The sequence below is a fragment of the Streptacidiphilus sp. MAP5-3 genome, from assembly GCF_041262505.1.
In the GTDB taxonomy this organism is placed as follows: Bacteria; Actinomycetota; Actinomycetes; order Streptomycetales; family Streptomycetaceae; genus Streptacidiphilus.
The window spans coordinates 212,186-237,646 of the sequence record NZ_JBGCCL010000009.1; the positions used below are offsets into that span (position 1 = coordinate 212,186).

Genomic DNA, 25,461 nt, shown 5'->3' on the forward strand with positions numbered 1-25,461 from the left:
GATGGAGGGGAGCTGACGAGCTCTGTCATAGACAGTCACGTGTTCATCCAAGCGGATGCCCCTGGCAACCAGAATCTCCCGATGGCCGACACGCTCGGTAGCGATTCCGGGGCCGGTCGAGCCACCTGGTGACAGTTGAATACGCGGGCCCACCAGTACGTAGGCCGGATCGCGTCCTCGTGCTGCGCGCCGGTGCCAGCCGGGTGATGACGCTGTCCGCGCCGTCCTGCGGCCCGGTCGGCGGGGTGTTGCTTGGCTTGGCCTACCGGGAACCGTCGGGTGCGACTACTCGGGCCGGCCCAGTGCTTTCCCTGACGGTCAGCGTCGGACGTAGCAGCTGGATGAAATTGGTCGGGGTCTTGCCGTTGGCGATGGTCCGCAGCAGCAGTTCGACCGCCTGGCGCGCCATCGCGCGCCTCGGGAACGACACCGTCGTGAATGACGGGTGCGCTCGCGAGACCACCGCGACGTCGCCGTGCCCGACCACCGACACGTCCTGCGGGATCGAGCGGTCCTGCGCCTGTAGTGCGTCCATCGCCCCGTGGACGAGGACATCGTGGGTGGCGAAGATCGCCGTAAGGTCAGGGTCGGCGGCGAGTGCCGCGCTCGCCGCCGCGAAGGCCGCGTCGAGCGTCGGCTCCGAGATGGAGTGGACCGCGGTGTCCGGCACCGTCATCCCGTCCCTCGCGAAGGCGCGCCGAAAGCCTTCCAGCCGACGGAAATGGGTGGGGCTCGTCAGTACGGCGACATGCTCGTGGCCCAGTTCGCGCAGGTGGCGGCCGGCGAGGAAGCCCGCGTGTTCGTAGTCGATCGTGATGACCGGGAGGGTGTCCGGCGCGTCGGTTTCCCAGGCGCACAAGGCCACCGGGAAGCGGGCGTCGGCCAGGAGGGGCAGATGGTCGATCAGGTCTCGGTCGCCGGCGATGAGGAGTCCGTCGACGGAGCGGCTGGTGAGGCCGGCCAGGTGGCGGCGGGCGCGCTCGCCGTCGAGGCGGGTAGTGCACAGAAGGAGGTGGTAGCCGGCTTCTTCGAGGACGTCTTCCACCTCTTCGATGATGTCGGAGTAGAACCAGTTGGAGGTGGTCGGGACGAACAGGCCGACCGTCATCGTGCTGCCGGTCGCCAGGGAGCGGGCCACCAGGTTCGGCATGTAGCCGAGTTCGGCTATCGCCGCGCGGACGCGGGCCTCGGTCTCCGGGCGGACGCGGACCCGGCCGGACACGACGTTGGAGACGGTCATCTTCGTGACCCCGGCACGTTCGGCCACGTCCTGCATCGTCACCACGGGCGTGTTCCTTAGCGGAATTGTATCGGTAAAATACGTTGTCCAAAACATAGCCCCCGACCTCCGGCCCGTCAAGCAGGGAAGTCGTGTTCTCGCTGGGTCTACTTGGTCGATCGACCCCACCCTGTCCGCCCGGTGAAAAGGATCCAGGCGGAGACTCTTGTTTTACCGCTACACAAGGACCTACTGTTCCGACCCAGCACCACACCGCTCCGCCCGATCTCCGCGCCCACCCCCACGGTGCGGAACTCGTCGACCACCCCGTACACCACGGCCAAGAAGGATCCTCACGATGGTCAGCACTTCGAAGACGAGCAGGCGCGTCCTGGGCATAGCCACCGCGGCGGCGCTCGCGCTCGGCATGGCCGCCTGCAGCAGCACGAGCACCACAGCGGGCTCGGGCGGCGCCAAGTCCGGCGACAGCTTCACCTACTGGTCGATGTGGAACAAGACCGAGCCGCAGGCAAAGGTTCTGCAATCCGCGATCACCGCCTTCACCGCGCAGACCGGCATCAAGGTGGACGTCACGTGGGCCGGCCGCACCGTGACCAAGCAGATCGGTCCGGCGGTCGCCGCCGGCGACCCACCGGACCTGTGGGACCAGAACGCCGGCACCGTCCTCAGCACACTCGGGTCAGAGGGCCAGGCCCTGGACCTCACCCCGGTGCTCGGCATGACGGTCCCCGGCGAGAACGTGAAGGTCGGCAGCGTCATCCCTGCCAAGTACCTGACCTCGCAGCCCAAGGACTCCGACGGCACCAGCAACTACGTCATCCCCTACGAGGTCACCGCGGAAGGGATCTTCTACAACGCCGCCGATCCGAACATCAAGGCCGCGATGCCGACGCCGCCGACCTCGTGGGCCCAGTTCATCAGCGTCTGCGCGGCGCTGAAGTCCAAGAGCGAGCCCTGCATCGCCTCCGAGGGCGAGGACTCCTGGACCAACGGCCTCTACCTCGACTACGAACTGCTGGCCAACGGCGTCAACTGGTCGGCCCTGGCCGCTGACAGGACCGGCGCCGCCTGGGATGCGCCCGGTGTCGCCACTGCGGTGAACGATATGGACCAACTGGTTTCCGGCGGCTACATCGTCCCGACCTACACCGCCACCAAGTACCCGGCGCAGGAGACCAACTGGGCCAACGGCAGGGCCGGGTTCTACATGGACGGCAGCTACGTCACCGCCGAGGTCTCGAAGGAGATCCCGGCCACCTGGAGGACGGGGATGATCCTGCCGCCGGGCGTCACCCAGGCGGACGCCGGCACGTTCGGGTTCTCGATCCCGAAGAAGGCCAAGAACATCTCGGCGGCCGAGCAGTTCATCGCCTTCTTCATGCAGAAGAGCCAGTTGGCCGGGATCTCCACTGTCGCCGACAACATCACCTCGCGACCGGACATCGCGGCCCCGCCGGAGCTGGCCGCCGTCCAGCAGGCGCTGAGCGCCCCGACACTGCGCGTGGACTTCAGCAACACCATCCCGTCCGACTACTACAACAAGGTCTACAACCAGAACTTCCTGGACTTCTGGCACGGCAAGCTGACCGCCGCTCAGTTCATCGCGAAGATGAAGTCCGACCAGATCGCCTACTGGCAGACCCAGGGCTGACCGGTCCATGAACGCGCTCATCACCGAATCCACCCGCCTCCGCAAAGTCGTGGGGGATTCCCCCCGCCGCGGCAAGCGGAGCCAGTCGCCGCTGGAGCGGCAGCACCGCCGGACGTTCTGGCCGTTCGCCGCCCCGGCCCTGATCCTCTACACCGTCCTGTTCCTCGTGCCGATCGGTTTCGCCGCCTACACCAGCTTCTACAAGTGGGACGGGTTGAGTCCGATGAAGGACAGGGGCCTGAACAACTACCGGATCCTGTGGCGGGATCCCGTGTTCCACACCGCGCTGACCAACACCTTGGAGATCCTGATCGTCGGCGGCGTGGTCACGTTCGCGCTCGCCCTCGCGCTGACCATGGTTCTCAGGGAGATGCGCCACCGGCTGTTCGCCCGGTCCGTGCTGTTCTTCCCCACGCTGGTCAACGCGATGGTTTTCGGCATCCTGGCGGGGTTCCTGTTCTCCCCCTCCGGCCCGGTCAACGAGGTGCTGCACTGGCTGGGCGTGAGGACCCCGCCGCAGTGGCTGTCGACCGACAACCTCCTGCCGATGGTCATGGGGACGCTGATCTGGACGGCGACCGGCTTCTACACGGCCATCATCATGGCCGGCGTCGACCAGATCCCGCAGTACCTGTACGAGGCCGCCGAGTTGGACGGCTGCAACGCCTGGCAGCGATTCCGGAACGTGACGCTGCCGATGGCGTGGGATGTCATCTCGGTCTGCGCGGTGCTGTGGACCGTCAGCACGGTCAACATCTTCCAGCTGATCCTGGTCTTCGGCGGCACCAGTGCCGGAGGCCTCCCGCCGAGCAACTCCTGGAACACCGCGGTGTACGTCTACGGCGAAGCGTTCCCGCAGCAGGGCGCCCCAGAGCTGGGACTGGCCACGGCGGCCGCCTTGGTGACCCTCCTGTTGGTCGCCATCGTCACGGTCCTGCTGCGCCGCGTGCTGCGCCGCGAACGCATCGAGTACTGAGGAGCACGTCGTGACCATCGCACTGCCCACGCGCGGCAGGAGCAGCCGGCGCAAGAAAACCGGACCGGCGGTCCGGATCGGCACCTGGCTGGTCTGGCTGGTCGTCGCCGCCGACATCGGCCTGCTCCTGTGGACCTTCGCCTCCTCGCTGCGCGGCAGCAACGCCGTCCTGAATCACCCCTTCGGGCTCCCCACCAGCCCGAAGATCGGCAACTACGCCAAGGCCCTGAGTGACGGCGGCTTCGGCCGGGCCGCGCTGAACAGCATCTTCGTCGCCCTCGCCTCCGCGGCCCTGGTCGTCGTCGTCGCTGCGCCCTGCGCATACGTCCTGGCCCGCAGACGCACTCGCACCACCAGCGCCCTGACGATGATGTTCGTCCTCGGTCTGGGCGTCCCCGGCCAGGTGTTGGTGATCCCGCTGTTCGTCGGTCTCTCCAAGGTCAACCTCACCGACAGCCTCTACGGCCTGATCCTGGTGTACGTCGGTCTGGCCCTGCCGTTCACCGTCTACCTGCTGACCGGCTTCTTCGCCGGCGTCCCGGCCGTGCTGGAGGAGGCCGCCGTCCTCGACGGGGCCGGTCCCGTCCAGACCTTCGTGAAGGTGATCGTCCCGGTCGCCCGCGGCGGCTTGATCACCGCCTTCGTGTTCCAGGTCATCAACGGCTGGAACGAGACGCTGTTCGCGATCGTCCTGCTGCACAGCCAGGACAAGATCACGCTCCCGGTCGCGATGGTCAACTTCCTGGCCACCGAGCAGTACAGCGGCCAGGACTGGGGCGTCATGTTCGCCGGCGTCTGCATTCTCCTCGCCCCGATGCTCGCCCTGTTCAGCTGGATCGGATCACGCATCATCCAAGGCATGACGGTGGGAATAGGAAAATGAGCTCATCGCTACGCACCGGCGTCCTTCGGATCGAAGGGGCGGCCGATCCAGTGGGCGGCGTGCTGCCGATCCTCCAGGGCATCCGCCTGGAAACCGCTGAAGGCGTCGGAATTGACGCCGAGATGTCACGCAACCTCGCCTACGGCCGGCCACACTCGCTGGTGCCCTATACCCGGCAGGGCGGCTACGACCGCCTGCGCAGCGAGCGCGAACTGCCGACCGTGGTCCTGGAGAACGAGACCCTGACAGCGACGTTCCTGCCCGGCCACGGCGGACGTCTGTGGTCCCTGATCCACCGGCCGACCGGCCGGGAGCTGTTGCACCGCAACGAGATCCTGCAGCCGGCGAACCTGGCCCTGCGGGACGCGTGGCTGGCCGGAGGCGTCGAATGGAACTTCGGGACGACGGGCCACTGGCCGCTGACTTGCGAACCGTTGCACGCTGTCCGGGCGACCGCACCGGACGGCACGCCGGTGCTTCGGATGTACGAGTTCGAACGCCTGCGGCGCGTGATCGTACAGGTCGACGCGTGGCTCCCTGCCGATTCGCACGTCCTGTACGTCCACGTCTCCGTCCGCAATCCGTCGCCGGACGAGACGCCGGTTTACTGGTGGACGAACATCGCCGTGCCGGAGGCCCCGGACGTCCGCGTCGTCGGCCCGGCCGACCATGCCTTCCGGTTCGACTACATCAGCGACTTGGAGTACGTGGAGTTCCCGAACCTCGACGGCATGGACCGGAGCTATCCGGGCCGGATGTCGCGCGCGGCGGACTACTTCCTGGAAGTCCCGGACGGAGAGCGCGGCTGGATCGCATCGCTGGACGCGACCGGATCAGGGCTCATCCAGACCTCGACCGACCGGCTGCGCGGCCGCAAGCTCTTCTGCTGGGGGACCGCGGCCGGCGGCCGAAACTGGCAGGAATGGCTGTCGGGCCCGGATTCGGCCTATCTGGAGATCCAGGCCGGTCTGGCGCGCACGCAGTTGGAGCACGTGCCGATGCCCGGCGGTGTGACGTGGTCGTGGGTCGAGGCGTACGGGATGGCACAGGCCGATCCCGAGGCGGTGCACGGGAGTTGGGATGAGGCGCGATCGGCCGTCGCCGCCTCCTTGCATGAGCTGGTCCCGCCGCCGGTATTGGACGCGGCGCTGGCGTCGACCTCGGAGTTCGTCGGCTCCGGCGAGATGTTGTCGCACGGCTCGGGGTGGGGTGCCCTGGAGATCGAGGCCGGGTCGCTGCCGCTGGTGCCGGAGTTGCCGTTCGGGTCCTGCGACACCGCCCAGCGTCCCTGGCTGGAACTGCTCGTGTCCGGTTGTCTCCCGGTCTGCGACCCGCCTGCCGCACCCGTCGTCGGGCCGCGTTGGCGGGAGCTCCTGGAGGAACGCGCCGACGACTGGCACGCGCTCTACCACCTCGGCCTGATGCGTCTGGCCGATGGGGATGACGACGCCGCGCGCGATGCTTTCGAACGCTCGGTCGGTGAGCGGCCCACGGCGTGGGCTCTGCGTGCGCTGGCCTTCCTGGCCTGCTCGGCCGAGGAGGCAGCCGACCTCGCGGCCGAGGCGCACCGGCTGCTCCCGGATCTCAGAGAGTTGACGATCGAGGTCCTCGACGCTCTGCTCCTTGCCGGCCGTTCCGGCGAGGTGTTGGCCCTGATCGAGGCGCTGCCGCAGGCCGACCGAGACCACGGCCGGATCCGTCTGGCCGAGGCGAGGGCCGTGCACGCCTCGGGCGACGACGACCGAGTCAGGGTTCTCCTGGCCGAAGGGATCCGCGTGGACAACATGCGCGAGGGCGAGCTCTCCCTCGACGCGCTCTGGACAGCGGTCTACCCCGGGCAACCGGTTCCGGCGGCATACGACTTCCGCATGTCGGAAGGCTGAGACGAGGTCCGCCTCCCGCGCGCTGAGCACGGGTGGCGCACCTTTCCACGGGGAGTCCTGAACCGCTCATCAACGCAGTTCTGACACGAAGGAGTACCTGTGTCACGTCCACTCACCTCACTGGTCGCGGTCGCGGTCGCTGCCGCAGCCGCACTGGTGCCGGTCACCAGCGCCCTGGCGACATCGCCTGCCTCGGCGACTCCGGCGAGCGCCACCTACACGGTGACCGTCGGCTCCACCGGTTCCTTCGCCAACCCCGACGACACGCCGGCCAGTCCCTTCATCGACAAGGACGGGACCTTCTACTACCAGGAGTCCTACTCGAACTACGGCGTCACCGACCCGCACCAGTGGTCCTTCTACACCGGAACGAACTTCGACACCGCCACCGCGGACAACACCCTCGACAACGCGGTGAATCCGGCCAACTCCTCGGACAGCAACGCCAACACGACCTGGCGCTGCGAGAACGGCCCGACCGGCGTCAACGCCACCGCCAGCTCGGGCTACCCGCTCACCGACTACTGCGATCTCGTCGGCACCTGGGTCGACCCGGACACGGGGAACTGGTACGGCCTGGTCCACAACGAGTTCACCGGCCAGCCCTTCGGCGACGGCCTGCACTACGACGCCATCGACTACGCCGAGTCGACTGACCAGGGCAAGGTGTGGACCATCCTCGGCCACGCCGTCACGTCGCCCTACAGCACCACCCGTGGCGACACCACGGCGTTCCCCAACTCCGTGTACGACTACGGCGACGGCGACCCGCGTCTGTACGTCGACACCGCGTCAGGGTACTTCTACCTCTACTACGGCTCGCGCATCGTCCCCAAAGGCGGCGTCACGGGGAGCATGGACGGACTGGCGCACGTCGCCCGCGCACCGATCTCCGGCAAGATGGCGACCGGTACCTGGCAGAAGTGGTACGACGGCAGCTGGACGCAGCCGGGCGTCGGCGGCCTGGAGAGCAACATGGTCCCGACCTCGGTCGACGCCACCGGCTACACGCCGGTCGCCGACGACTACAGCCCATCGACCACTGGCGACGTCGACCAGCAGGTCGCGGCAGGCGCCCTGCCGTCCAAGTCGCCGCTGTTCCTCATGAACATCACCTACGACGCGTACCTCGGCCTGTACATCGGCGAGCCGGAACAGGTCAGCACGACCGGTCCGCAGCAGTACTACGCGACCAGGGACCTCTCGACGCAGCAGTGGACGCTGATCGGCGACTCCGGCAGCTACACGGACCAGTCCTGGTACCGCTGGTTCGTCGACGGCGCCAACGCGACCAGCTCCACCATCGTCGGCAAGACGTTCCGCTCGTATTGCTCGGTCTCCTGCTACAACGGCTCCGGCGGACTGTATGAGAACACGACCATCGCCACGTCCGCGCCGGCCGCACCGATCGACACGACCAAGAGGTACACGATCGGCAGCGGGAGCGGCCGCTTCCTGTCGCAGGTCGCCAGAAGCTCCGCGACCACCTCGCTGACCGCCGCCGGTGGGTCGCCCCTGGCGCAGTGGCAGTTCACCAGCAACGGTGACGGCTCGTACAACGTCGCCAACGCCTCCACCGGCCGGCTGCTCGGCGTCGACTCGACCTCCACCGCCAGCCGCCGCTGGGGGACTGCACCGACTGTCACCCCGCAGGGGTCCGGTGGACCGACCGTCGGCCAGCAGTGGTTCGTCCTCCCGACCACGCCGTCGAACGGCACCTACCGCCTCGTCAACCGCTACAGCGGCCTGGTGATCGGCATGTCCTCGACGGCGGGCCGGCACTCTGAGACCACGCCGCCTCGCAACTGGACCAACACCACCGGCAACCGCGTCGGTGGAACGCGCACCGCGGCCGAGCAGACCCTGACACTCACCCAGGTCGGATCAGCTCCCGAGACCGTCATCGTCGCCAGTCCCGGCTCGCAGTCCACGACGGCCAACCGGTCCGCGTCGCTCCAAGTCGCCGGCACCGACTCGTTCGGCAACGCCCTGACGTATGCGGCCACCGGCCTGCCGGCCGGACTGTCCATCAGCTCCACGGGTCTGATCTCGGGGACCCCGACCACCGCCGGATCCTCGAACGTCACCGTCACCGCCACCTCGGGCACGGCGAGCGGCTCGACCACCTTCAGCTGGGCTGTCAACGCCAACCTCAACGGCACCACCCACACTCTGACCGCGAGTGGCATGGCGCTCGACGACCCGGGCAGCAGCACGTCGCCCGGAGTCCAGCTCGACACCTGGACGCCGGCGAGCAGCTCGAACGAGAAGTGGACGTTTGCGCAGCAGCCCGACGGCTCCTACGAGATCGTCAACGTCCTGTCCGGACTCTGTGTCGACGTCAACGGCGGCGGATCGAACGCGGGCGCCGTGATCGATCAGTGGACCTGCGTCGGCAGCACCAACCAGCTGTGGAACGTGACGCAGCTGGCAGGCGGCGCGTACTCGATCACGAACGAGCGCAGCGGGCTGGTTCTCACGACCGCCTCAACGTCCGCCGGAGCGCTGGTGACGCAGCAAGCGAACACCGGCTCCGCGCTTCAGCAGTGGACGATCAACTGAGCTGATCCGCGTGAGGGCGCGGGTCTGATCGGGACGCGTCCCGACCGGCTACGAGGATCCGGCCGAGACGTGTCCGACCGTGTGCCCCCGAGGGTTAACGGCATTGCGCCCCCAAGAAAATTCGTTCGGCTTATGCAGGAACCAGGTGTGTCCCGCCCTGGTGGTGCGCTGAGCCGCTCGACCAGCGCCGAAAGCGAGCACCACCATGCAGGTCCCCGCGGCCGATCCGGCCGACAATCTCCGCCTCGCCGCTCCCGTCGGCCGGTGGGATGACGCCGTTCCGCTCGGCAGCGGGATGATCGGCGGCTTGCTGTGGGGCGAAGGCAGCTCCCTGCGTCTGTCGTTGGACCGCGGGGATCTTTGGGACGAGCGCACTACCGGCCAGGCGGAATGGTGGAAGGAGCATCCCTGGAACAGTCTCGAAGACGATGGAGACCCCTGGAGTCAGTACTACGAAGGCGTCACCCCGACCAAGCTGCCGGCCGGCCGCCTGGAAGTGAAGGTCGATCCCGCGCGGACGATCGAGACGTTCGAATTGGACTTCGCCACCGCCGAGGGCGTGGTGGCGTTCGATGACGGAGCCGCGGCGCGGGTACTCGTCAGTGCGACCGAACCTGTTGCGCTGCTTCGGGTTGTCGGCGTGTCCGTGCTGGAAGCCAGGTTGTTGCCGGCCGGTGCAGTCGAGGAATCCGGAGATGCCGGTCCTAGAAGCGGTGGTGCCGTGGCCGGGCTCGGCTACCCGCCGGCCAAACGCGGGCAGACGGACGATGCGCACTGGTACGTGCAGGATGCGGCGGACGGTTTCAGGTACTGCGCCTGTGTCGTCACGCGACACCGCGGTGCGGAGACCCTGCTGGCTGTGGCCGTGACCACCACCAATGACTGCGCGCCAGGTGAGGATCTCCTGATGCTGGCCCGGAAGCGGTGCGACGAAGCGCTGGCAAAGGGCTATGCGGAAGTCCTGTCCTCGCATGCTGCGTGGTGGCACGAGTTCTGGGCACAGTCGTCCATTGAGATACCGTCACCGCACATCCGGCGTTCTTACCAGTTCGCCCGTTACCTCTATGGTGCAGGTTCGCGCCAGGGCGCGCCGCCGATGCCGCTGCAAGGCGTCTGGACCGCTGATGACGGGGGCCTGCCGCCGTGGAAGGGCGACTACCACAACGATCTCAACACCCAGCTGACCTACATGGCTTACCAGGGGGCCGGTCACTTCGAGTCCGGCGACAGCTACCTGGACTTCCTGGTGAAGTTGACACCTTCCTTCCGAAGGTTCGCCATGGACTTCTACGGCACCGGCGGCCTGGCGTCGCCCGGTGTGATGTCGTTGTCCGGCCAGCCCCTCGGCGGGTGGGGCCAGTACTCGATGTCCCCGACGATGAGTGCGTGGAACGCCCACCTGTTCTATCTGCACTGGCGCTACACCGGAGACGACGACTTCCTGCGGGATCGTGCCTATCCGTGGTGCGCCGAGGTGGGCCGATGCCTGGCGGAACTGCTCTCGCGCGACGCAAACGGGATCCTGGTGCTACCCAGGTCCTCCTCACCGGAGATCTTCGACAACGGCCCGCGTGCCTGGCTCAAGCCCAACAGCAACTACGACCTCATGTGCCTGAAGATGCTGTTCCTCTCGCTTACGGAGATGGCCGAAGCACAGGGCCAGTCGACGGCGGCGCGGAAGTGGGCACGACTGGCCGACGAACTGGGCGACTTCCACGCCGCCGCCGACGGTGAGTTGTTGTTGGACGCCGAGACGCCGTTGCGTGAGAGCCACCGTCACCTGTCCAACCTGATCGCGATCCACCCGTTCAACCTGATCTCCGTGGACGGCGGTGCGCGGGACAATGAGCGCATTCGAGCATCGCTCGCGGCCTGGGACGAGTTGGGCACCGGCGAATGGTGCGGCTATACGTGGGCCTGGATGAGCTGCCTGCGCGCGCGGGTCGGCGACGGGGAAGCGGCTGCCCGCCACCTGGACGTCTTCACGCGCGCGTTCGTCTCGCGCAACGGCTTCCACGTCAACGGCGACCAGTCGGGCGAGGGCTTCTCGAACCTCACCTACCGGCCCTTCACGCTGGAGGGCAACTTCGCTGCCATGCAGGCCGTCCAGGAGATGCTGCTGCAGAGTTGGAGTCCGACCCCGGGAAAGCGCGACACCGAGACGATCCGCCTGTTCCCCGCCATCCCGTGGAGCTGGCACGACGCGGCCTTTACCGACCTGCGTGCCGAAGGCGGCCACCGGGTCTCCGCGAGGCGCGAGAACAACATCACGACGTGGTTCAGGATCACGGCGGGTAAGGACGGTCCCGTCCGCGTTCGAGACGGCTTCGGCGGGCGCGAGCCCGAGTGGGCGAGCCCGGGCGTCACAAGGGCCGGTGCCGACTTCGTGGCCTGGCTGAGGAAGGGCGAGGTTCTGGAAGGCCGGTTGGCAAGGTCGGCTCACGGCCCTGAGGCCCCGGCCGGAGCGACCGCGCGAGTCGGACAGTCGCCGGCCACGCTGCCACGCACGGCCGACCAGGGCTGTGTTCTGCTCGACGATCCGTCCGACGCCGGTGGCCGCGAGGCCCAGGGCCGGGAACTGCGATGAGCAACGTTCTCAATCCACGTATTGCTGTGACTGTGTATCACCCGTCAAGGAATTGAGGAGTCGTCACCAGATGAGCGGACCGGAGCATGCCATCATCGGGCGGTTCACAGGCAGGGTGGCCGTGGTGACCGGTGCAGCGTCGGGTATCGGCGCGGCGACGGCCAGACGCCTCGCGCAGGAGGGCGCGGCGGTGATCGTCGCGGACATCTCCGACCGAGGCGCGGAAGTGAGCAGGTCGATCACGGACGGCGGCGGCCGCGCGAGCTTCGTGCACGCCGATGCCGCCGACGAGGGGGACTGGTACCGCATCGCCGAGGCCGCCTACGCCTTCGGCCCGGTGGACCTGCTCGTCAGCAACGCGTTCAACGTCGACGTCGCGGCCGTGCACGAGACCTCCCGAGCCTCCTGGGACCGCCAGTTGGCGGTCAACCTCACCGCATCCTTCCTGGGCACCCGCGCGCTGCTGGCCGACCTGCGCGAGCGCGAGGGCAGCGTCGTGCTGGTCTCCTCGGTCCACGCTCGCATCGGGATACCCGGCCACCCCGCCTACGCCGCCGCCAAGGGCGCACTGGTATCGCTGTGCGGGCAGCTCGCGGTCGAGTACGCACCGCAGGTACGCGTGAACGCGGTGCTGCCAGGACCGGTGCTGACCGCGGCCTGGGACCGGGTCGGCGACGAGGGCCGGTACCAGAGCGTCCAGGCCACCCCGGCGGGCCGCTTCGGCGCCCCATCGGAGGTTGCGGCGGCCATCGCGTTCCTCGCCAGCGGCGAGGCATCGTTCATCACCGGCGCGAGCCTTGTCGTGGACGGCGGCTGGAGCGTCGCCAAGGCATCGGCCTGAGCTTCCGACTAGAGGTCAAGAAGGGCACACAGCACATGCCGATTTATGGGAGCCGCGGCGTCCAGGGCCAGACCGTGGAGATCATCGCCCGGCGGGTCCTGAGCGGAGAGCTGCCGGAAGTCGGAACACTCGACCTCACGGCGCTACAGCAGGAACTCGGCGCGGACACCGCCCGGCCCTCGATGTCCACGGCCGGCGACCCGCGCGGCGCCGTCGAGGCGGACCTGGCCTTCCACCGCAGCCTGCTCGGTGCGACCCAGAACGAACTCCAGGAGCGCATGGAAGCGGTGCTCGGATCCGCCCTCGTGGCGCGTGACCAAGTCGTACACGGCAGCGACGACCACCCCGATGCCACTGTGCCCAGCCGCCGGGCGGTACTCGACGCCGCGCGGGAACAGGACCCGGACGCGGCGGAGGCGGCCATGTCCGCCCTGCTGGACAAGGCGATCAGCGGCGAGGAACGCGTACGGCCCGGGACGGGCCTCACGTGAAGATCACACGGGTTGAGACCTTCCTGGTGCCGCCGCGGTGGCTGTTCTGCCGGATCGAGACCGACGAAGGCGCCGTCGGCTGGGGCGAGCCGGTGGTCGAAGGGCGCGCCGAAGTGGTGCGCGCGGCCGTCGAGGTCTTCGCCGAGTACCTGATCGGCCAGGATCCGCTGCGCATCCAGGACCACTGGCAGGTCCTGACCAAGGGCGGCTTCTACCGGGACGGCCCCGTGCTCTCCAGCGCGGTGGCCGGCATCGACCAGGCCCTGTGGGACATCGCCGGCAAGACGTACGACGCGCCGGTGTACGGGCTGCTCGGCGGCGCCGTGCGCGAGCGGGTCCGCGTCTACGCCTGGGTCGGGGGCGACGAGCCGGAGGAACTCGCTGACGGGATAGCAGCCCAGGTCGAGGCCGGGTTCACGGCGGTGAAAATGAACGCCTGCGGACGCATGTCACCGATCGCGACCTCGGCCGAGGTCGACGGGGTCCTGGCCCGCGCGGCGGCAGCGCGCGAAGCGCTGGGCCCCGAGCGGGACATGGCCATCGACTGCCACGGACGGTTCACCCCCGCCACCGCCCGGCGTATCCTGCCCGAACTCGCGCAGCACCGGCCCCTGTTCGTCGAGGAGCCGGTGCTACCCGAACACCACCACGCCCTGGCCTCACTGGTCCGGGCCAGCCCCGTGCCACTGGCGACCGGAGAGCGCATCTACAGCCGCGTGGGCTTCCTGCCCGTGCTGCAGGCCGGGGTGGCGGTCGTGCAGCCGGACCCGTCCCACGCGGGCGGGATCAGCGAGGTGTCACGCATCGCGTCGCTCGCCGACACCTACGGCGCGCTGCTCGCCCCGCACTGCCCGCTCGGCCCGATCGCGCTGGCCGCGAACCTGCAACTCGGCTTCGCCACACCGAATCTCCTGATCCAGGAGCAGAGCCTCGGCATCCACTACAACAACGACGCGGACCTGCTGTCCTACGTCTTGGACCCCGAGCCGTTCCGCTTCGTCGACGGACACGCGCTGCGCACGTCGCTGCCCGGCCTCGGAGTCACCGTCGACGAGGCAGCCGTGCGAGCCGCGGACCGCGCCGGGCATCGCTGGCGCAATCCGGTCTGGCGCCAGCCCGACGGCACCCTGGCTGAGTGGTGAGCCGCGCTCACAACGCGTCCGTCACCATCCACGGCGAACCACTGACCGTGAAAGCCGAGCAGCGGCTGGCCCCGGTCGCGCGGTGGCGCAGCCTGGGCGGCTTTCCCCAGCACCACCCCTACCGCAGCATCGGCGCGGAACCGATTCTCGGCAGAGTACTCAACCTCGCGGATGCCCGCGCCGCACCGGAAGGAACTGAAGAAATGGATCTTGTTTCATTGCTTCGTGCACGGCGGCTGCTGGCCATCGTGCGCGGACGGCGGGCCGAGGCGGCCCTCGACACCGTGTGCACCCTCGCAGACGAGGGCGTCACCCTGATCGAGGTCTCCCTCACCAGCCACCGGGCGCTCGACGTCATAACCCGGGCTCGCGAGGAACTCGGAGTGCAGGTACTGCTCGGCGTGGGGACGGTGGTGACCGCGCAGGACGCCCGCGACGCACACGCCGCCGGGGCCCAGTTCGCGGTGACACCAGGCCTCGGCGACGGCGTCGAGCAGGCCCGCAGTCTGGGGATGTCGACCCTGGTCGGAGCCCTGACGCCGTCCGAGGTGATCGCGGCACAGGCGGCCGGAGCGGACGCGGTCAAGCTGTTCCCCGCCTCAGCCACGGGCGGGCCCGGCTACCTGAGAACGCTGCGAGCCCCCTTCCCGCAGGTCCCGTTCGTCCCCGTGGGCGGCGTGGACACGCGGACCGGCCGCAGCTACCTGAACGGCGGCGCAACAGCCATCGGGGTGGGCAGCCCACTGATCGGCGACGCCGCTGACGGCGGCGACCTGTCACTGCTCCGTGAACGCGCGCGGGCATACCTTCGGCTGGCCGAGGAGCCCGGCCGGTGACCGGGACAGAACTGGGCAACGCCACGGCACGCTGGCGTGATCGACTCGAACTCGGTGAAGGCGCACGGTGGGTGGACGGCCGCCTGGTCCTGGTGGACATCCTCGCCGGGCGACTGCTGGCCGACAGCGGGGGAGAGCGGCTGAACATCCTGGCTGCGCTCGACGTCCCGCTCGGGGCGGTCGCCGCGATCCACGGCAGCAGGGACACATGGATCGCGGCGGCCGGAACAGGCGTGTGCATAATCCCCGGAACCGGGGCGGTCACCTGGCTGAGCTGCCCGGAGGAGCACGCTCACCAGCGCATGCGCATGAACGACGCCATCGCGGACCCGTCCGGTCGGCTGTGGGTCGGCAGCATGGCCTATGACACGACCGATGGCGCCGGATCGCTCTACCGGGTCGACCGCGACGGGACCGTCAGCAAGGCGCTCAACGGCGTCACGATCCCGAACGGCCCCGCCTTCACCGACGACGGAACCACCATGTACCTCGCCGACAGCGCCCGCCGCTCGGTCCACCGCTTCCGGGTGGACCCCGCCACCGGCGCGCTCAGCGAACGCGAACTCCTCGTCGACCTCACCGGCAGCAGCGGGCAGCCCGACGGTATGACGGTGGACCGTGAAGGCGGCGTGTGGATAGCGCTGTGGGGCGCGGGCGCCGTCCACCGCTACCTGCCCGACGGAACGCTCGACCGCGTGGTCGAGCTCCCCGCGACACAGCCCACCAGCGTCTGCCTTGGTGGTGCCGACGGACGCTTGCTCCACATCACGACTGCCAGCTACGGCCTGCGGGCACCAGGACCGCACGACGGCGCGGTCCTCACCGTTACCGTCGAGATTCCCGGTTCCGCCTCCGCATCGTTCCGTGCCGAGGCCCCCGTGGCGGCGATACTCGACGCACCCGCCGGGCCGGGCGCACGCATGGGAAGCATGGACGGACAGGAACGTCACAACAATTGGGAACGCACATGACCGATCTGCTCTGGCGGCCCGCAGCGCGGGCCGAAGGCCACGTGGTGGCCTGTATCGGCGAGACCATGGTCGCTCTGGCCCCGACGGACGGAATCGCCCTGGAACAGACCACCTGCCTGGCCCTCGACGTGGCCGGAGCGGAGTCCAACGTGGCGATGTACCTGGCCGATCACGCGGTGAGGTCCCGGTGGGTGTCGAGACTCGGTGACGACGTCTTCGGCCGCCGGGTGCTGCACCGGGTGCGCGCCGCCGGAGTCGACGTCACTGCGGTGCAGACCGACCCGGATCGGCCGACCGGCCTGCTGGTCAAAGACCCGGACGCGGCAGGCACACGCGTGAGCTACTACCGGCGAGGGTCGGCAGCCTCGGCCATGGGGCCCGACATGCTCGCCAGCCCCGCGCTGCGCGCGGCCACCCTCTGGCACCTCACCGGAATCACCCCGGCGCTCTCCGACAGCTGCCGGGAACTGGCGATGGCCGCGTTTTGCGACAAGCCGGCCGACCGGCCCGCGACGAGCTTCGACGTGAACTATCGCCCGTCCTTGTGGCGTGAGCCGCCGCGCGAGCTGCTGCGCACACTGGCACAGGCAGCCGACGTCGTCTTCGTTGGTCTGGACGAGGCGCAGTCGCTGTGGGGAGAGGAGCTGCGCGAGGCGACTGACGTGCGCGCGTACCTGCCCGATCCCCGGATTCTCATCGTCAAGGACGGTGCGACGGCGGCAACCGCCTTCTGCGCAGACACGAGCGTGACTGTGCCCTCGCTCAAGGTCGATATCGTCGAACCAGTCGGCGCCGGTGACGCGTTCGCCGCCGGCTTCCTCGCCGGCCTGCTCAAGGGGCAGTCTGCAGAGCGCTGCCTGCATACCGGACACGTCACCGCGGCCGCGGCGCTGAGGGTGACATCGGACCACGGACCGCTGCCGGATCCGGGCGAGTACAGGAGACTGCTCGAGCGCAGCCCCGCACCACAGGTGAACGCGCTGGCCCAGGGCGAGGTCACCTGCGATCCGCAGTCAGTGGCGGCGGGCGCGCTTGGTCAGTAGTGCGAGCTGGTGATAGAGGCGGAAGCGCATGGTGTCGGGCTCGGCGTCGGCCAGGTCGTCGTGGTCGTGCAGGGCCAGTAGTCGCAGCCAGGCGTTCAGATCGGCGGCGAGATTCACGCTCAGCATCCAGCCGCGATTGACCTGCCAGGACTTCGAGGGCAGGTTGTGCAGGCCCAGCGCGCCGGATGGCAGCTGCTCATCGTCCCATCATGGCTCCCTGCGTCCGTGACGCGTGCCGGTGCTGCCTGTGAGACGGCCCCGTGGGCAACGGCAAGATCGTTATACGGCTTGTCGACGGCTCTGTTCCCTGCGTGCTCAGGTAGCTGCCTGACCTGCGGCGTTGTATGGCGGCGGACGAGTCGGCCTGTACGCCGGGTACGGGCCGCTTCGGCCGCAAACAGATCGGGCAGGGTCTCGGAGCGGGCGCCCCGTCAGGTCAGTGTGGCTGCGGTCGGGTTCCAGTCGCTGGGGAGCGGCGGGATGGTGGTGTTCCTCGGCTGTAGGTGTGCGGTTGCGTGGGTTGCGGCGGACTCGGCGACGGCGGTCATTGTCTCCAGGACGTGTTGGGCCAGGTCGCCGGAGGCGCGGTGCTGCTGGTTGGTGCGCAGTGCGCGGGCCAGGTCGAGGACGCCGAGGCCGCGGCCGGCCACGGGGCCCTCGACCGGGAGTTCGCGCCAGGTGTCGTCCTCGAAGCGCCGGATGCGCAGCGGGCCGGTGAAGCTGTTCGGGTCGGGGAGTTGGAGGGTTCCCTGGGTGCCGGTGATCTCCAGGAGTGACCGTGAGTGGGGGGAGTCGAAGCTGAAGGTGGCGGCCGCGCTCGGGCCGCTGGCGAAGTCGAGTAGCGCGTGGACATGGGTGGGTACGTCGACGGGGAAGTTGGTGCCGGCCCTGGGGCCGGACCCGATCACCCGGTGGTCGCGGGCGCGGCGAGCGGTGGCGGCCACGCGCGTGGCGGGGCCGAGGAGGGCGACGAGGGCGGTCAGGTAGTAGGGGCCCATGTCGAACAGCGGTCCGCCGCCGTGGCCGTAGAGGAACTCGGGGCTGGGATGCCAGCGGTCCGGGCCCGGGCTCTGCATCACGGCGGTCGCGCTGACGGGTTCGCCTATCGTGCCCGCGAGCAGGGCCCGTTGGGCGGACTGCAGGCCCGCGCCGAGGAAGGTGTCCGGGGCGCTGCCCACCCGCAGGCCGCGACTTCGCGCGTCGGCGAGGATCGCGGCGCCGTCCTGTGGGTCGAGCGCGAGCGGCTTCTCGCCGTAGACGTGCTTGCCCGCGGTCAGGGCCGCCTTCGCGATCTCGGCGTGGGCGGCCGGGACGGTCAGGTTGACGACGATCTCGACCTCGGGGATCGCCAGGACCGAGGCCACGTCGCCTGCCTCGGGGACGTCGTACTTGCGGGCGACGGACCGGGCGCGTTCGACGTCCAGGTCGGCGACCGCGATCAGGGCGATGTCGGGGAACTCGCCGAGGGTCTTCAGGTATTGGGCGCTGATGACGCCCGCGCCGACCAGGGCGACGCCGACTGGGCCGGTGTTCATGCGGTGCGCTCCAGACGGGCGAGGTAGGCATGGCTTTGGGCGAGGGCGTCGAAGACGTCGCCCGTGCAGGAGTCGAGTTCGACGATTCGCTGGGCGGTGGGAGCGGCGGCGAGGAAGTCTGCGATCGGCATGGTGCCTTGGCCGACGGCGGTGTTCGGCTCGTTCCGGACGCCGGGGCCGTCCTTGACGTGGAGGGCCAGCACCCGTTCCCCGAGGCCGCGCAGCAGCGCGGGTACGTCTGCGCCGCCGACAGCGGCCCAGTAGGTGTCGATCTCCAGGAAGACCTCGGGCGCGAGCAGGTCGGCGAGCGCTTCGAGGGCGTGACGCCCGTCGATCCGCGATTCGAGCTCCCACCAGTGGTTGTGGTAGCCGATGCGCATGCCGTGCCGGGCGGCGTCGACCGCGAAGCCGTTGAGCAGGTCTGCGGTCCGGCGTATGCCGTCGTGGCTGGTGAATTCCTCGGGTGCGATGCCGCCGGGGATGACCACCAGATCGGTGCCGAGTGTGGCGACGGCGTCGAAGACCGCGTCCTGGTCGGCGTCCGGCTGGAGCAGGGCGTAGGCGTGGGTACTGGTGACGGTCAGTCCGAGGTCGTCGGCGGTGCGGCGGAAGCCCTTGGGGTCGTTCATCGGGTCGAACGGTTCGACGGCGGTGTAGCCGATGGCGGCGAGCCGGGTCAGGGCCGTGTCGTGGTCTTGAGCGATCTGGTCGCGCAGCGTGTAGAGCTGGACGCTGATGGGGCTGGTCATCGGTGGTGTCCTCTCGTTGCGGCGATGCGGTTCAGCCGGCGCGCGTTTCAGACGACGATGAGGGGGCGCAGGGTGCGGTGGGCGATCTGCAGGCCCTGGGTGACGCGTTCGGTGCTGCCGCTCCAGACCGCGTCCTCGTGCTCGACCGACAGGACGCCGGTGAAGCCGCCTTCGTAGAAGGCGTCGACGAGCCGGCGCCAGTCGACGTCGCCCAGGCCGGGGACCCGGTAGCGCCACCAGCCGCTGTCCCAGCCGTCGTTGCGCTCGACCGTGCGCCCGAAGACGCCGTAGCGGTTGCGGGCGCGGGGGTTGAGCTGGGCGTCCTTGGCCTGCGCGTGCGGGATGCGGCCCAGGTAGGGGGTGAGCGCCTCGACCGGGTCGATACCCAGCCAGAGCAGGTGGGAGGGGTCGAAGTTGAGGTAGAGGCCGAGGCTGAACATCCACTCCCATAGTTCCGGGGAGTAGGCGAGGTTGCCCGGGTAGCCGTCCGGGTGCCAGCCCTCCATCACACAGTTCTCGATCATGATCTTGACGCCGCGTTCGCCGGCGTACTCCACCAGTGGCGGCAGCAGCCGCTCGGCCAGCGCGAGGTTCTCCTTGACGGTGCGGCCCGGGTCGCGGCCGATGAAGGTGCCGACGCACTCCACACCCAGCAGCGCGGCGGCGTCGACGGTGGACCGCAGGTGCGCGGCGATCTCGGCGCGTCGGGACTCGTCGGGGTGGAGGTTGTTCTCGTAGTAGGCCAGGGCGGACAGCGTCAGCCCGTGGCGGTCGAACAGGGCGCGGATGTCGTCGGCCCGGGCCTTGCCGAAGTCGGCCACGTCGATGTGGCTGGCCTCGAACTCCCGTGAGCCGGTGGACGGCCAGGCGGCGACTTCCAGGGCCTGATAGCCGAGGGCCGAGGCGCGGGCCGCGATGTCGGGCAGGGAGAGTTCGGGAAGGCAGGCGGTCAGAAAGCCGAGCTTCACTTACGGCACCTCGATCCAGGAGCGGGACGCGGCCGAACGCAGGACCGCCTCGGTCAGGCGGACCATGCGGGCGGCGTCGTCAAAGGAGGGGAACGCGTCCGGTATGCCGTCGCCGCGGGCCGCGGCGTAGACGTCGCGCACGAACGCGGCGAAGCAGTCGAGGTAGCCCATGGGATGTCCGCCGGGGACGGTGGACAGCCGTGCGGCCGAGGGGGACAGCAGCGCGGGATCACGTGCAGGCACGCTGTTCTCGGCGCGACTGCCGACGAAGAGCGACTCGGGGTTCTCCTGGTCGAAGGCGAGCGAGGTCCGCTCGCCGTCCACCTCGAACCAGAGGCGGTTCTTGCGGCCCGGTGAGATCTGGGAGACCGTCAGCGCGCCGATGGCGCCGAGGTCCGTGCACAGCAGGAGTTGGACGGCGTCCTCGGTCCGGCAGTTCGTGCCGTCGCGCGCCACAGTCCGGGTCAGCGCGGTGACCTCGGTGATGCGGTGGCCGGTGACCCATTCGACCAGGTCGCACCAGTGCGAGCCGATGTCCGCGAAAGCGCGGGAGGGACCGCCGATGTCAGGGTCCACACGCCAGTTGGTGTCAGCGGGCAGGGAGAGCCAGTCTTGCAGGTAGTGGCCGTGGAGCAGCCTGACGCTGCCGGCGCGGCCGTCCTTCACCCGAGCCCGGGCCTCCGCCGCCATGGGGTGGTAGCGGTAGACGAAGGGAACGGCGGCGACCTGCCCGCTGCGCGAGTCGGCGGCGGCGACCAGGGCGTCCGCCTCTGCCCGGGTGCGGCCGAGGGGTTTTTCGCAGATCACGTGCTTGCCGGCCTTGAGCGCGAGCTCGGCGAGCGGGCGGTGGGTGTCGTTGGGTGTGCAGACGTGCACGACGTCGACGGCGTCGCTGGTGGCCAACTCCTCGGCGGAGTCGAAGGACTGGGCTACCCCTAGCCGTTCGGCCGCCGCCGTGGCCCTGGCGGGCGTGGATGCGCTGATGCCGACGACCGTGGCCCCGGCCCGGCGTGCGGCGTCCAGGTGGACGCGTCCGATCATGCCTGCGCCGAGGATGGCCGCGCGCAGTGGAAGCTGGGGCACGGCGGCCCTCCTTTTCTGCTGAAGTCGACGCTAGCCAGGCTTATTTACGTTGACAATGACAATAATTCGGCTAAGTTCTGCCATAAATCGGAGAGGTGACGGCGCATGGGCACAGGGACGCCGAGCGGACGGCAACTGGACTCGCTCAGCGAGCTGGCACGACTGGTTGCCTCCGGCGTGACGCGACGCAGCCGGCTCGTGGACGCAACCGGGCTCTCGCGCGCCGCCGTCGCCCAGCGCGTCGACCTGCTGATCGCCCGTGGCGTCCTGCTCGAGACGGGCACCGCCGCGAGCGAGCGCGGCCGCCCGCCGCTCACCTTGGAACTCGCCTCCGAGCACACGCTGATCTGTGCCATCGACTTGGGCGCTACGCACCGCAGAGTCTCCGTCTCCGAACTCGGCGGCCGCGTCCTCGCCGAGGAGACCCAGACCACGGACGTCAACGACGGCCCGGACACCGTGCTGACCGCCCTCGACGAGCAGGCTTCACGGCTGCTCACCGCCTGCGGGCGCGCCCGCGAGGACGTCAGGGCCATAAGCATCGGCGTCCCCGGCCCCGTCGAGGCGGTCACCGGCACAGTCGTGCGCCCGCCCATCATGCGCGGCTGGGACGGCTACACGATCCCTCGCTTCTTCGCGGACCGGTACCGCGCCGACGTCCTGGTCGACAACGACGTCAACATGATGGCCGTCGGCGAGTTCAGCCACCGCCCCAAAGCCCGCCACTTGCTCTACGTCAAGGTCGGCACCGGCATCGGCTGCGGCATCGTCTCCGACGGCCTGGTGCACAGGGGGGCGAGCGGCGCGGCCGGGGACATCGGCCACATACCCCTGCCCGGACACGAGGACGTGCTCTGCCACTGCGGCAACACCGGCTGCGTCGAGGCGGTCGCCTCCGGCGCGGCCATCGCCGCCACCCTGGCCAAGGCCGGTCTGGCAGCGCGGGGCGCGGCCGACGTCGTCCGCCTCGTCGCGGCGGGAGACCCGCTGGCGCGGCATCAGGTCCGTCTGGCCGGACAGCGGCTGGGCGAACTGCTGGCCACGCTGGTCAGCTTCCACAACCCCGACGCCATCGTGCTGGGCGGCAGCATGGCCGGCCTGGGCGACGACCTGCTCGCCGACATCCGCGGCGCCGTCTACCGCCGGGCCCTGCCATTGGCCACCCGCACGATGTCCATCGAGACCTCCCTGCTGGGTCCCCGCGCGGGCGTCGAGGGCGCCCGCCGCCTTGCGGTCGACCACCTCCTCTCGCCCCAGGGCCTGGCCGCGATGCTCGACCCGGCAGCCCGGACCTGACAGCACCCGACACCCTGAAGCGAGCTCCTCGCCACTCGCCGAAGACCTGTGCTCGGCCCGGCCTGGGCGCCGATTGCGTGTGCTGCTTGACACCACGCTTGGCTGCCGTGGCTGTGCCGGCGAGTAGCGGAGTACGAACCACTGGGGCCGCCAGGATGACCCGGGGTGCGACCGCATGGGTATGGACGTAGCGTCCCAGTATGGGCGGTGTGGCGCCTCGATCCGGCGTGCCAGGTGCAGGCGTGATCGAGGATACGGAAGCGGTTGCGTACCTGGACGCCCCCTTCCAAGAGTGCATGCGCCAGGTGGGGGCGATCGCGGGCGCCCTCTACCTGAGGGATACCGACCCGGGAATGCTGAGGCTCACGCTGCTGGCAGGGCTGCCGCTCGATCTTCTCAGCCCGTGGCTCAGCGCCAGCATCTCCACGCCGTTGCCCGGGACGGATGCCTATCGGGACCAGCGTTTCGTGTGGGTCGGCACCCATGAGGGGATGGCACGAACCTATCCGCGGGTCGCCGCCGTGCTGCCGTATCCGTTCGCGCTCGCCGCTCTGCCGGTCACGGGGACGCACAGGTGGGGCGTTCTGATGCTGATGTGGCCTGCCACCCATCCGCCGGTAGCCAATTCCCGCGAACGCCGGAACATTGCAGCCGGCGCCCACTCCCTTGCCCGGCTCATCGACACCCAGGCGCGGAGGCGCCTGCCGCTGCCTCCCCGCCGTCCTCGGGTACTGTCCACTCCCACCCGAAGCGCCGATCTGGCGCAGCGTGGGCTCGCTGCTAACGATGCCATCGAGCGGCTGCCCGTGGGCGTCTGCGGGCTGGACCTCCAGGGCCGCTTCACCTTCGTCACTCCAAAGGCATCCGCCCTGCTGGGGGGCACGGAGTCCGACTTGCTCGGGACGCTCCCATGGCATGCAATCCCGTGGTTGGACGACCCCGTGTGCGAGGACGGCTATCGCGCGGCAGTGGTGAGCCGTGAGCCGGTCTCCTTCACGGTCGTGCGACCGCCACACGAAAGCCTGCTCTTCCGCCTCTATCCGGACGGCAGCGGAATCACCGTGCTGGTGAACAAGACCGCCACCGATCCCGGTACGCCGCGAAATGCCGGTGAGAGCTCTCCGACAACACCGAAGAGCGCGGGGCATCTTTACCAGGTGGTGCATGTCGCTGCGGCGCTTACTGAGGCAGCCACGGTGCGGGACGTGGCCGGGGTGGTCGTCGAGCAGATCATGCCCGTCGTGGACGCGCAGGCCGCGATCATGTTCACGGTGAGGGACAGCCGCCTGCACGTGATCGGCCATCAGGGCTACCCGCCTGACATCGCCGACCTGCTGGACGGAGCCCCGCTCGACACGGCATTCAGCGCAGCGGCACAGGCGGCCACCACAGGCAGAGCCCTCTTCTTGAGCTCGGCCGACGAGATCAACCAGCGCTTTCCACGGCTCTCGGAGATTACGGGCAAGCAGGCCTGGGCTCTTCTCCCGCTAGCCGTCTACCACCATCCGGTCGGCTGCTGCGCTTTCGCCTACGACAAGGAACGGCGATTCGGCGCCAATGAACGCGCCGTGCTCACGTCCCTGGCCGGCCTGATCGCCCAGGCGTTGGACCGCGCGCGCCTGTACGACGAACAGCACCTACTTGCCCGCGGCCTGCAGGAAGCACTCCTCCCGCAAACCCTGCCCGAGGACCCCCGGCTCGAAGCAGCCGCCCGCTACCTGCCCGCCACACGCGGCATGGACATCGGCGGTGACTTCTACGACCTCGTCCGTATCAACGACACGACCGTCGTTGCGGTGATCGGCGACGTGGAAGGGCACAACGTGGCAGCAGCCGCCACGATGGGCACGATCCGCACGGCCATCCGCGCCTACATCAGCGCCGGCACCCCACCCGATCAAGTCCTCGCGCGCACCAGCCGACTCCTCGACGACCTCCAGACCGAACTGCTCGCCAGCTGCCTGTTCGCCCGGATCGACCTCGCCCACAACCGGGTACAGCTCGCCAACGCCGGCCACTTGCCCCCGCTGCTACGCCTACCCGGCCAGCCCTGCTCCGCCGTCGAGATCGCTCCGGGTCCCCTCCTCGGCGCCACACCCGATCCTGAATACCCGCTGACCGAGCTTGCCCTCCCAGCTGGCTCCCTGCTCGGCATGTACACCGACGGGCTGGTCGAGGCCCCAGGCATTGATCTGGATCAACAACTTGCCAAGTGCGCCGGCATTCTCAACCGTGGCGACATGTCGGAGGCCGGACAGCTCGACACCCTCATCGATGCGCTCTTGGCGGAGTCATCACACGACTTCCCACGCCGCGATGACATTGCTGTTCTGCTCCTGCACACCCGGCCTTGAGCCCGCGCTGACCGACGCCTCCACCTCCACCTGGCGCGGCGCTCGACCAGCGGGGAGCTGACCCTCGGGGCGCTGCTGGTGCGACTCGCGCGAGAACGGGAGATCGCCGCGCGGGCCGAGACGGCCCGGGAGAAGGTCGCGGAGCTGACAGCGCTGCTGAACGGGTTCGACACCGGCGCCGAGGAGATCCGGACCACCCGCAAGGCGCTGCTGGAGCTGCCCGACCCCGAACCGCCGCCCCCGTCGCCGGCCGTGAAGCTGCCGGACCATTCGACCTGCCAGGAGAGCATGGTGGTATTTGCCGCGGTTCGCGCGACATCCCCGCGAACACCTCACCGTCCCGCTGGCTGTACAGACCCTAGATCGTGAT

21 protein-coding genes are annotated in these 25,461 nt (G+C 69.2%); 15 read left to right on the top strand and 6 right to left on the bottom strand.

Going from position 1 to position 25,461, the window contains the following annotated elements:
* Positions 1–262: 262 nt before the first annotated feature.
* Positions 263–1,276 carry a LacI family DNA-binding transcriptional regulator gene (locus ABH928_RS16885; protein ID WP_370067127.1) on the bottom strand — a complete coding sequence of 338 codons (1,014 nt, stop codon included), beginning with the start codon at positions 1,274–1,276 and terminating at the stop codon, positions 263–265.
* Positions 1,277–1,577: 301 nt separating this feature from the next.
* Between ABH928_RS16885 and ABH928_RS16890 the strand changes: the two genes are divergently transcribed.
* From ABH928_RS16890 to ABH928_RS16945, 12 genes are all read left to right on the top strand, one after another.
* Complete coding sequence (locus ABH928_RS16890) at positions 1,578–2,891, top strand: ABC transporter substrate-binding protein (RefSeq protein WP_370067045.1); 1,314 nt, start codon at positions 1,578–1,580, stop codon at positions 2,889–2,891.
* Between the two features lie 7 nt (positions 2,892–2,898).
* A complete protein-coding gene (locus ABH928_RS16895; protein ID WP_370067047.1) occupies positions 2,899–3,867 on the top strand; it encodes a carbohydrate ABC transporter permease in 969 nt (322 codons plus the stop codon).
* 10 nt (positions 3,868–3,877) lie between these two features.
* Positions 3,878–4,750, top strand: a complete 873-nt coding sequence (locus tag ABH928_RS16900) for a carbohydrate ABC transporter permease (RefSeq protein WP_370067049.1) — start codon at positions 3,878–3,880, stop codon at positions 4,748–4,750.
* Positions 4,747–6,633: a DUF5107 domain-containing protein gene (locus ABH928_RS16905; RefSeq protein WP_370067051.1), complete on the top strand. Its 1,887-nt coding sequence runs from the start codon at positions 4,747–4,749 to the stop codon at positions 6,631–6,633. Before ABH928_RS16900 ends, ABH928_RS16905 begins: the two co-directional genes overlap by 4 nt.
* A gap of 99 nt (positions 6,634–6,732) precedes the next feature.
* Entirely contained in the window at positions 6,733–9,195 is a 2,463-nt protein-coding gene (locus ABH928_RS16910; protein WP_370067053.1) for an RICIN domain-containing protein, read from the top strand.
* A 205-nt stretch (positions 9,196–9,400) separates the two neighbouring features.
* Complete coding sequence (locus ABH928_RS16915) at positions 9,401–11,782, top strand: hypothetical protein (RefSeq protein ID WP_370067055.1); 2,382 nt, start codon at positions 9,401–9,403, stop codon at positions 11,780–11,782.
* Positions 11,783–11,852: 70 nt separating this feature from the next.
* The gene (locus tag ABH928_RS16920) at positions 11,853–12,623 is read left to right on the top strand and encodes an SDR family NAD(P)-dependent oxidoreductase (protein ID WP_370067057.1); all 771 of its coding nucleotides are present in this window, start codon (positions 11,853–11,855) and stop codon (positions 12,621–12,623) included.
* 35 nt (positions 12,624–12,658) lie between these two features.
* Entirely contained in the window at positions 12,659–13,114 is a 456-nt protein-coding gene (locus tag ABH928_RS16925; protein ID WP_370067059.1) for a FadR/GntR family transcriptional regulator, read from the top strand.
* A complete protein-coding gene (gene dgoD / locus ABH928_RS16930) occupies positions 13,111–14,256 on the top strand; it encodes a galactonate dehydratase (protein WP_370067061.1) in 1,146 nt (381 codons plus the stop codon). The genes ABH928_RS16925 and dgoD overlap by 4 nt, the downstream gene beginning before the upstream one ends.
* Before the next feature lie 203 nt (positions 14,257–14,459).
* A complete protein-coding gene (locus tag ABH928_RS16935) occupies positions 14,460–15,092 on the top strand; it encodes a bifunctional 4-hydroxy-2-oxoglutarate aldolase/2-dehydro-3-deoxy-phosphogluconate aldolase (protein ID WP_370067129.1) in 633 nt (210 codons plus the stop codon).
* On the top strand, positions 15,089–16,063 hold the full coding sequence (locus tag ABH928_RS16940; RefSeq protein ID WP_370067063.1) for an SMP-30/gluconolactonase/LRE family protein: 975 nt from the start codon (positions 15,089–15,091) through the stop codon (positions 16,061–16,063). Before ABH928_RS16935 ends, ABH928_RS16940 begins: the two co-directional genes overlap by 4 nt.
* Positions 16,060–17,106 (top strand): sugar kinase, encoded by a 1,047-nt coding sequence (locus ABH928_RS16945; protein WP_370067065.1) that lies wholly within the window; start codon positions 16,060–16,062, stop codon positions 17,104–17,106. The genes ABH928_RS16940 and ABH928_RS16945 overlap by 4 nt, the downstream gene beginning before the upstream one ends.
* Here the strand turns inward: ABH928_RS16945 and ABH928_RS16950 are convergent.
* From ABH928_RS16950 to ABH928_RS16970, 5 genes are all read right to left on the bottom strand, one after another.
* On the bottom strand, positions 17,077–17,232 hold the full coding sequence (locus ABH928_RS16950; protein WP_370067067.1) for a hypothetical protein: 156 nt from the start codon (positions 17,230–17,232) through the stop codon (positions 17,077–17,079). The genes ABH928_RS16945 and ABH928_RS16950 overlap by 30 nt on opposite strands.
* A 305-nt stretch (positions 17,233–17,537) precedes the next feature.
* Positions 17,538–18,641: a Gfo/Idh/MocA family protein gene (locus ABH928_RS16955; protein ID WP_370067069.1), complete on the bottom strand. Its 1,104-nt coding sequence runs from the start codon at positions 18,639–18,641 to the stop codon at positions 17,538–17,540.
* The gene (locus tag ABH928_RS16960) at positions 18,638–19,390 is read right to left on the bottom strand and encodes a sugar phosphate isomerase/epimerase family protein (RefSeq protein ID WP_370067071.1); all 753 of its coding nucleotides are present in this window, start codon (positions 19,388–19,390) and stop codon (positions 18,638–18,640) included. The genes ABH928_RS16955 and ABH928_RS16960 overlap by 4 nt, the downstream gene beginning before the upstream one ends.
* A gap of 47 nt (positions 19,391–19,437) precedes the next feature.
* Complete coding sequence (locus ABH928_RS16965; protein WP_370067073.1) at positions 19,438–20,358, bottom strand: sugar phosphate isomerase/epimerase family protein; 921 nt, start codon at positions 20,356–20,358, stop codon at positions 19,438–19,440.
* Positions 20,359–21,441 carry a Gfo/Idh/MocA family protein gene (locus tag ABH928_RS16970; protein ID WP_370067075.1) on the bottom strand — a complete coding sequence of 361 codons (1,083 nt, stop codon included), beginning with the start codon at positions 21,439–21,441 and terminating at the stop codon, positions 20,359–20,361. It abuts the gene before it with no gap.
* A 105-nt stretch (positions 21,442–21,546) separates the two neighbouring features.
* Between ABH928_RS16970 and ABH928_RS16975 the strand changes: the two genes are divergently transcribed.
* The 3 genes from ABH928_RS16975 (at position 21,547) to ABH928_RS16985 (ending at position 25,460) form a co-directional block, all read left to right on the top strand.
* The gene (locus tag ABH928_RS16975; protein ID WP_370067077.1) at positions 21,547–22,737 is read left to right on the top strand and encodes an ROK family protein; all 1,191 of its coding nucleotides are present in this window, start codon (positions 21,547–21,549) and stop codon (positions 22,735–22,737) included.
* A gap of 242 nt (positions 22,738–22,979) precedes the next feature.
* A complete protein-coding gene (locus ABH928_RS16980) occupies positions 22,980–25,091 on the top strand; it encodes a SpoIIE family protein phosphatase (RefSeq protein ID WP_370067079.1) in 2,112 nt (703 codons plus the stop codon).
* Between the two features lie 78 nt (positions 25,092–25,169).
* A complete protein-coding gene (locus ABH928_RS16985; RefSeq protein ID WP_370067081.1) occupies positions 25,170–25,460 on the top strand; it encodes a hypothetical protein in 291 nt (96 codons plus the stop codon).
* The last annotated feature ends 1 nt before the right edge of the window (position 25,461 follow it).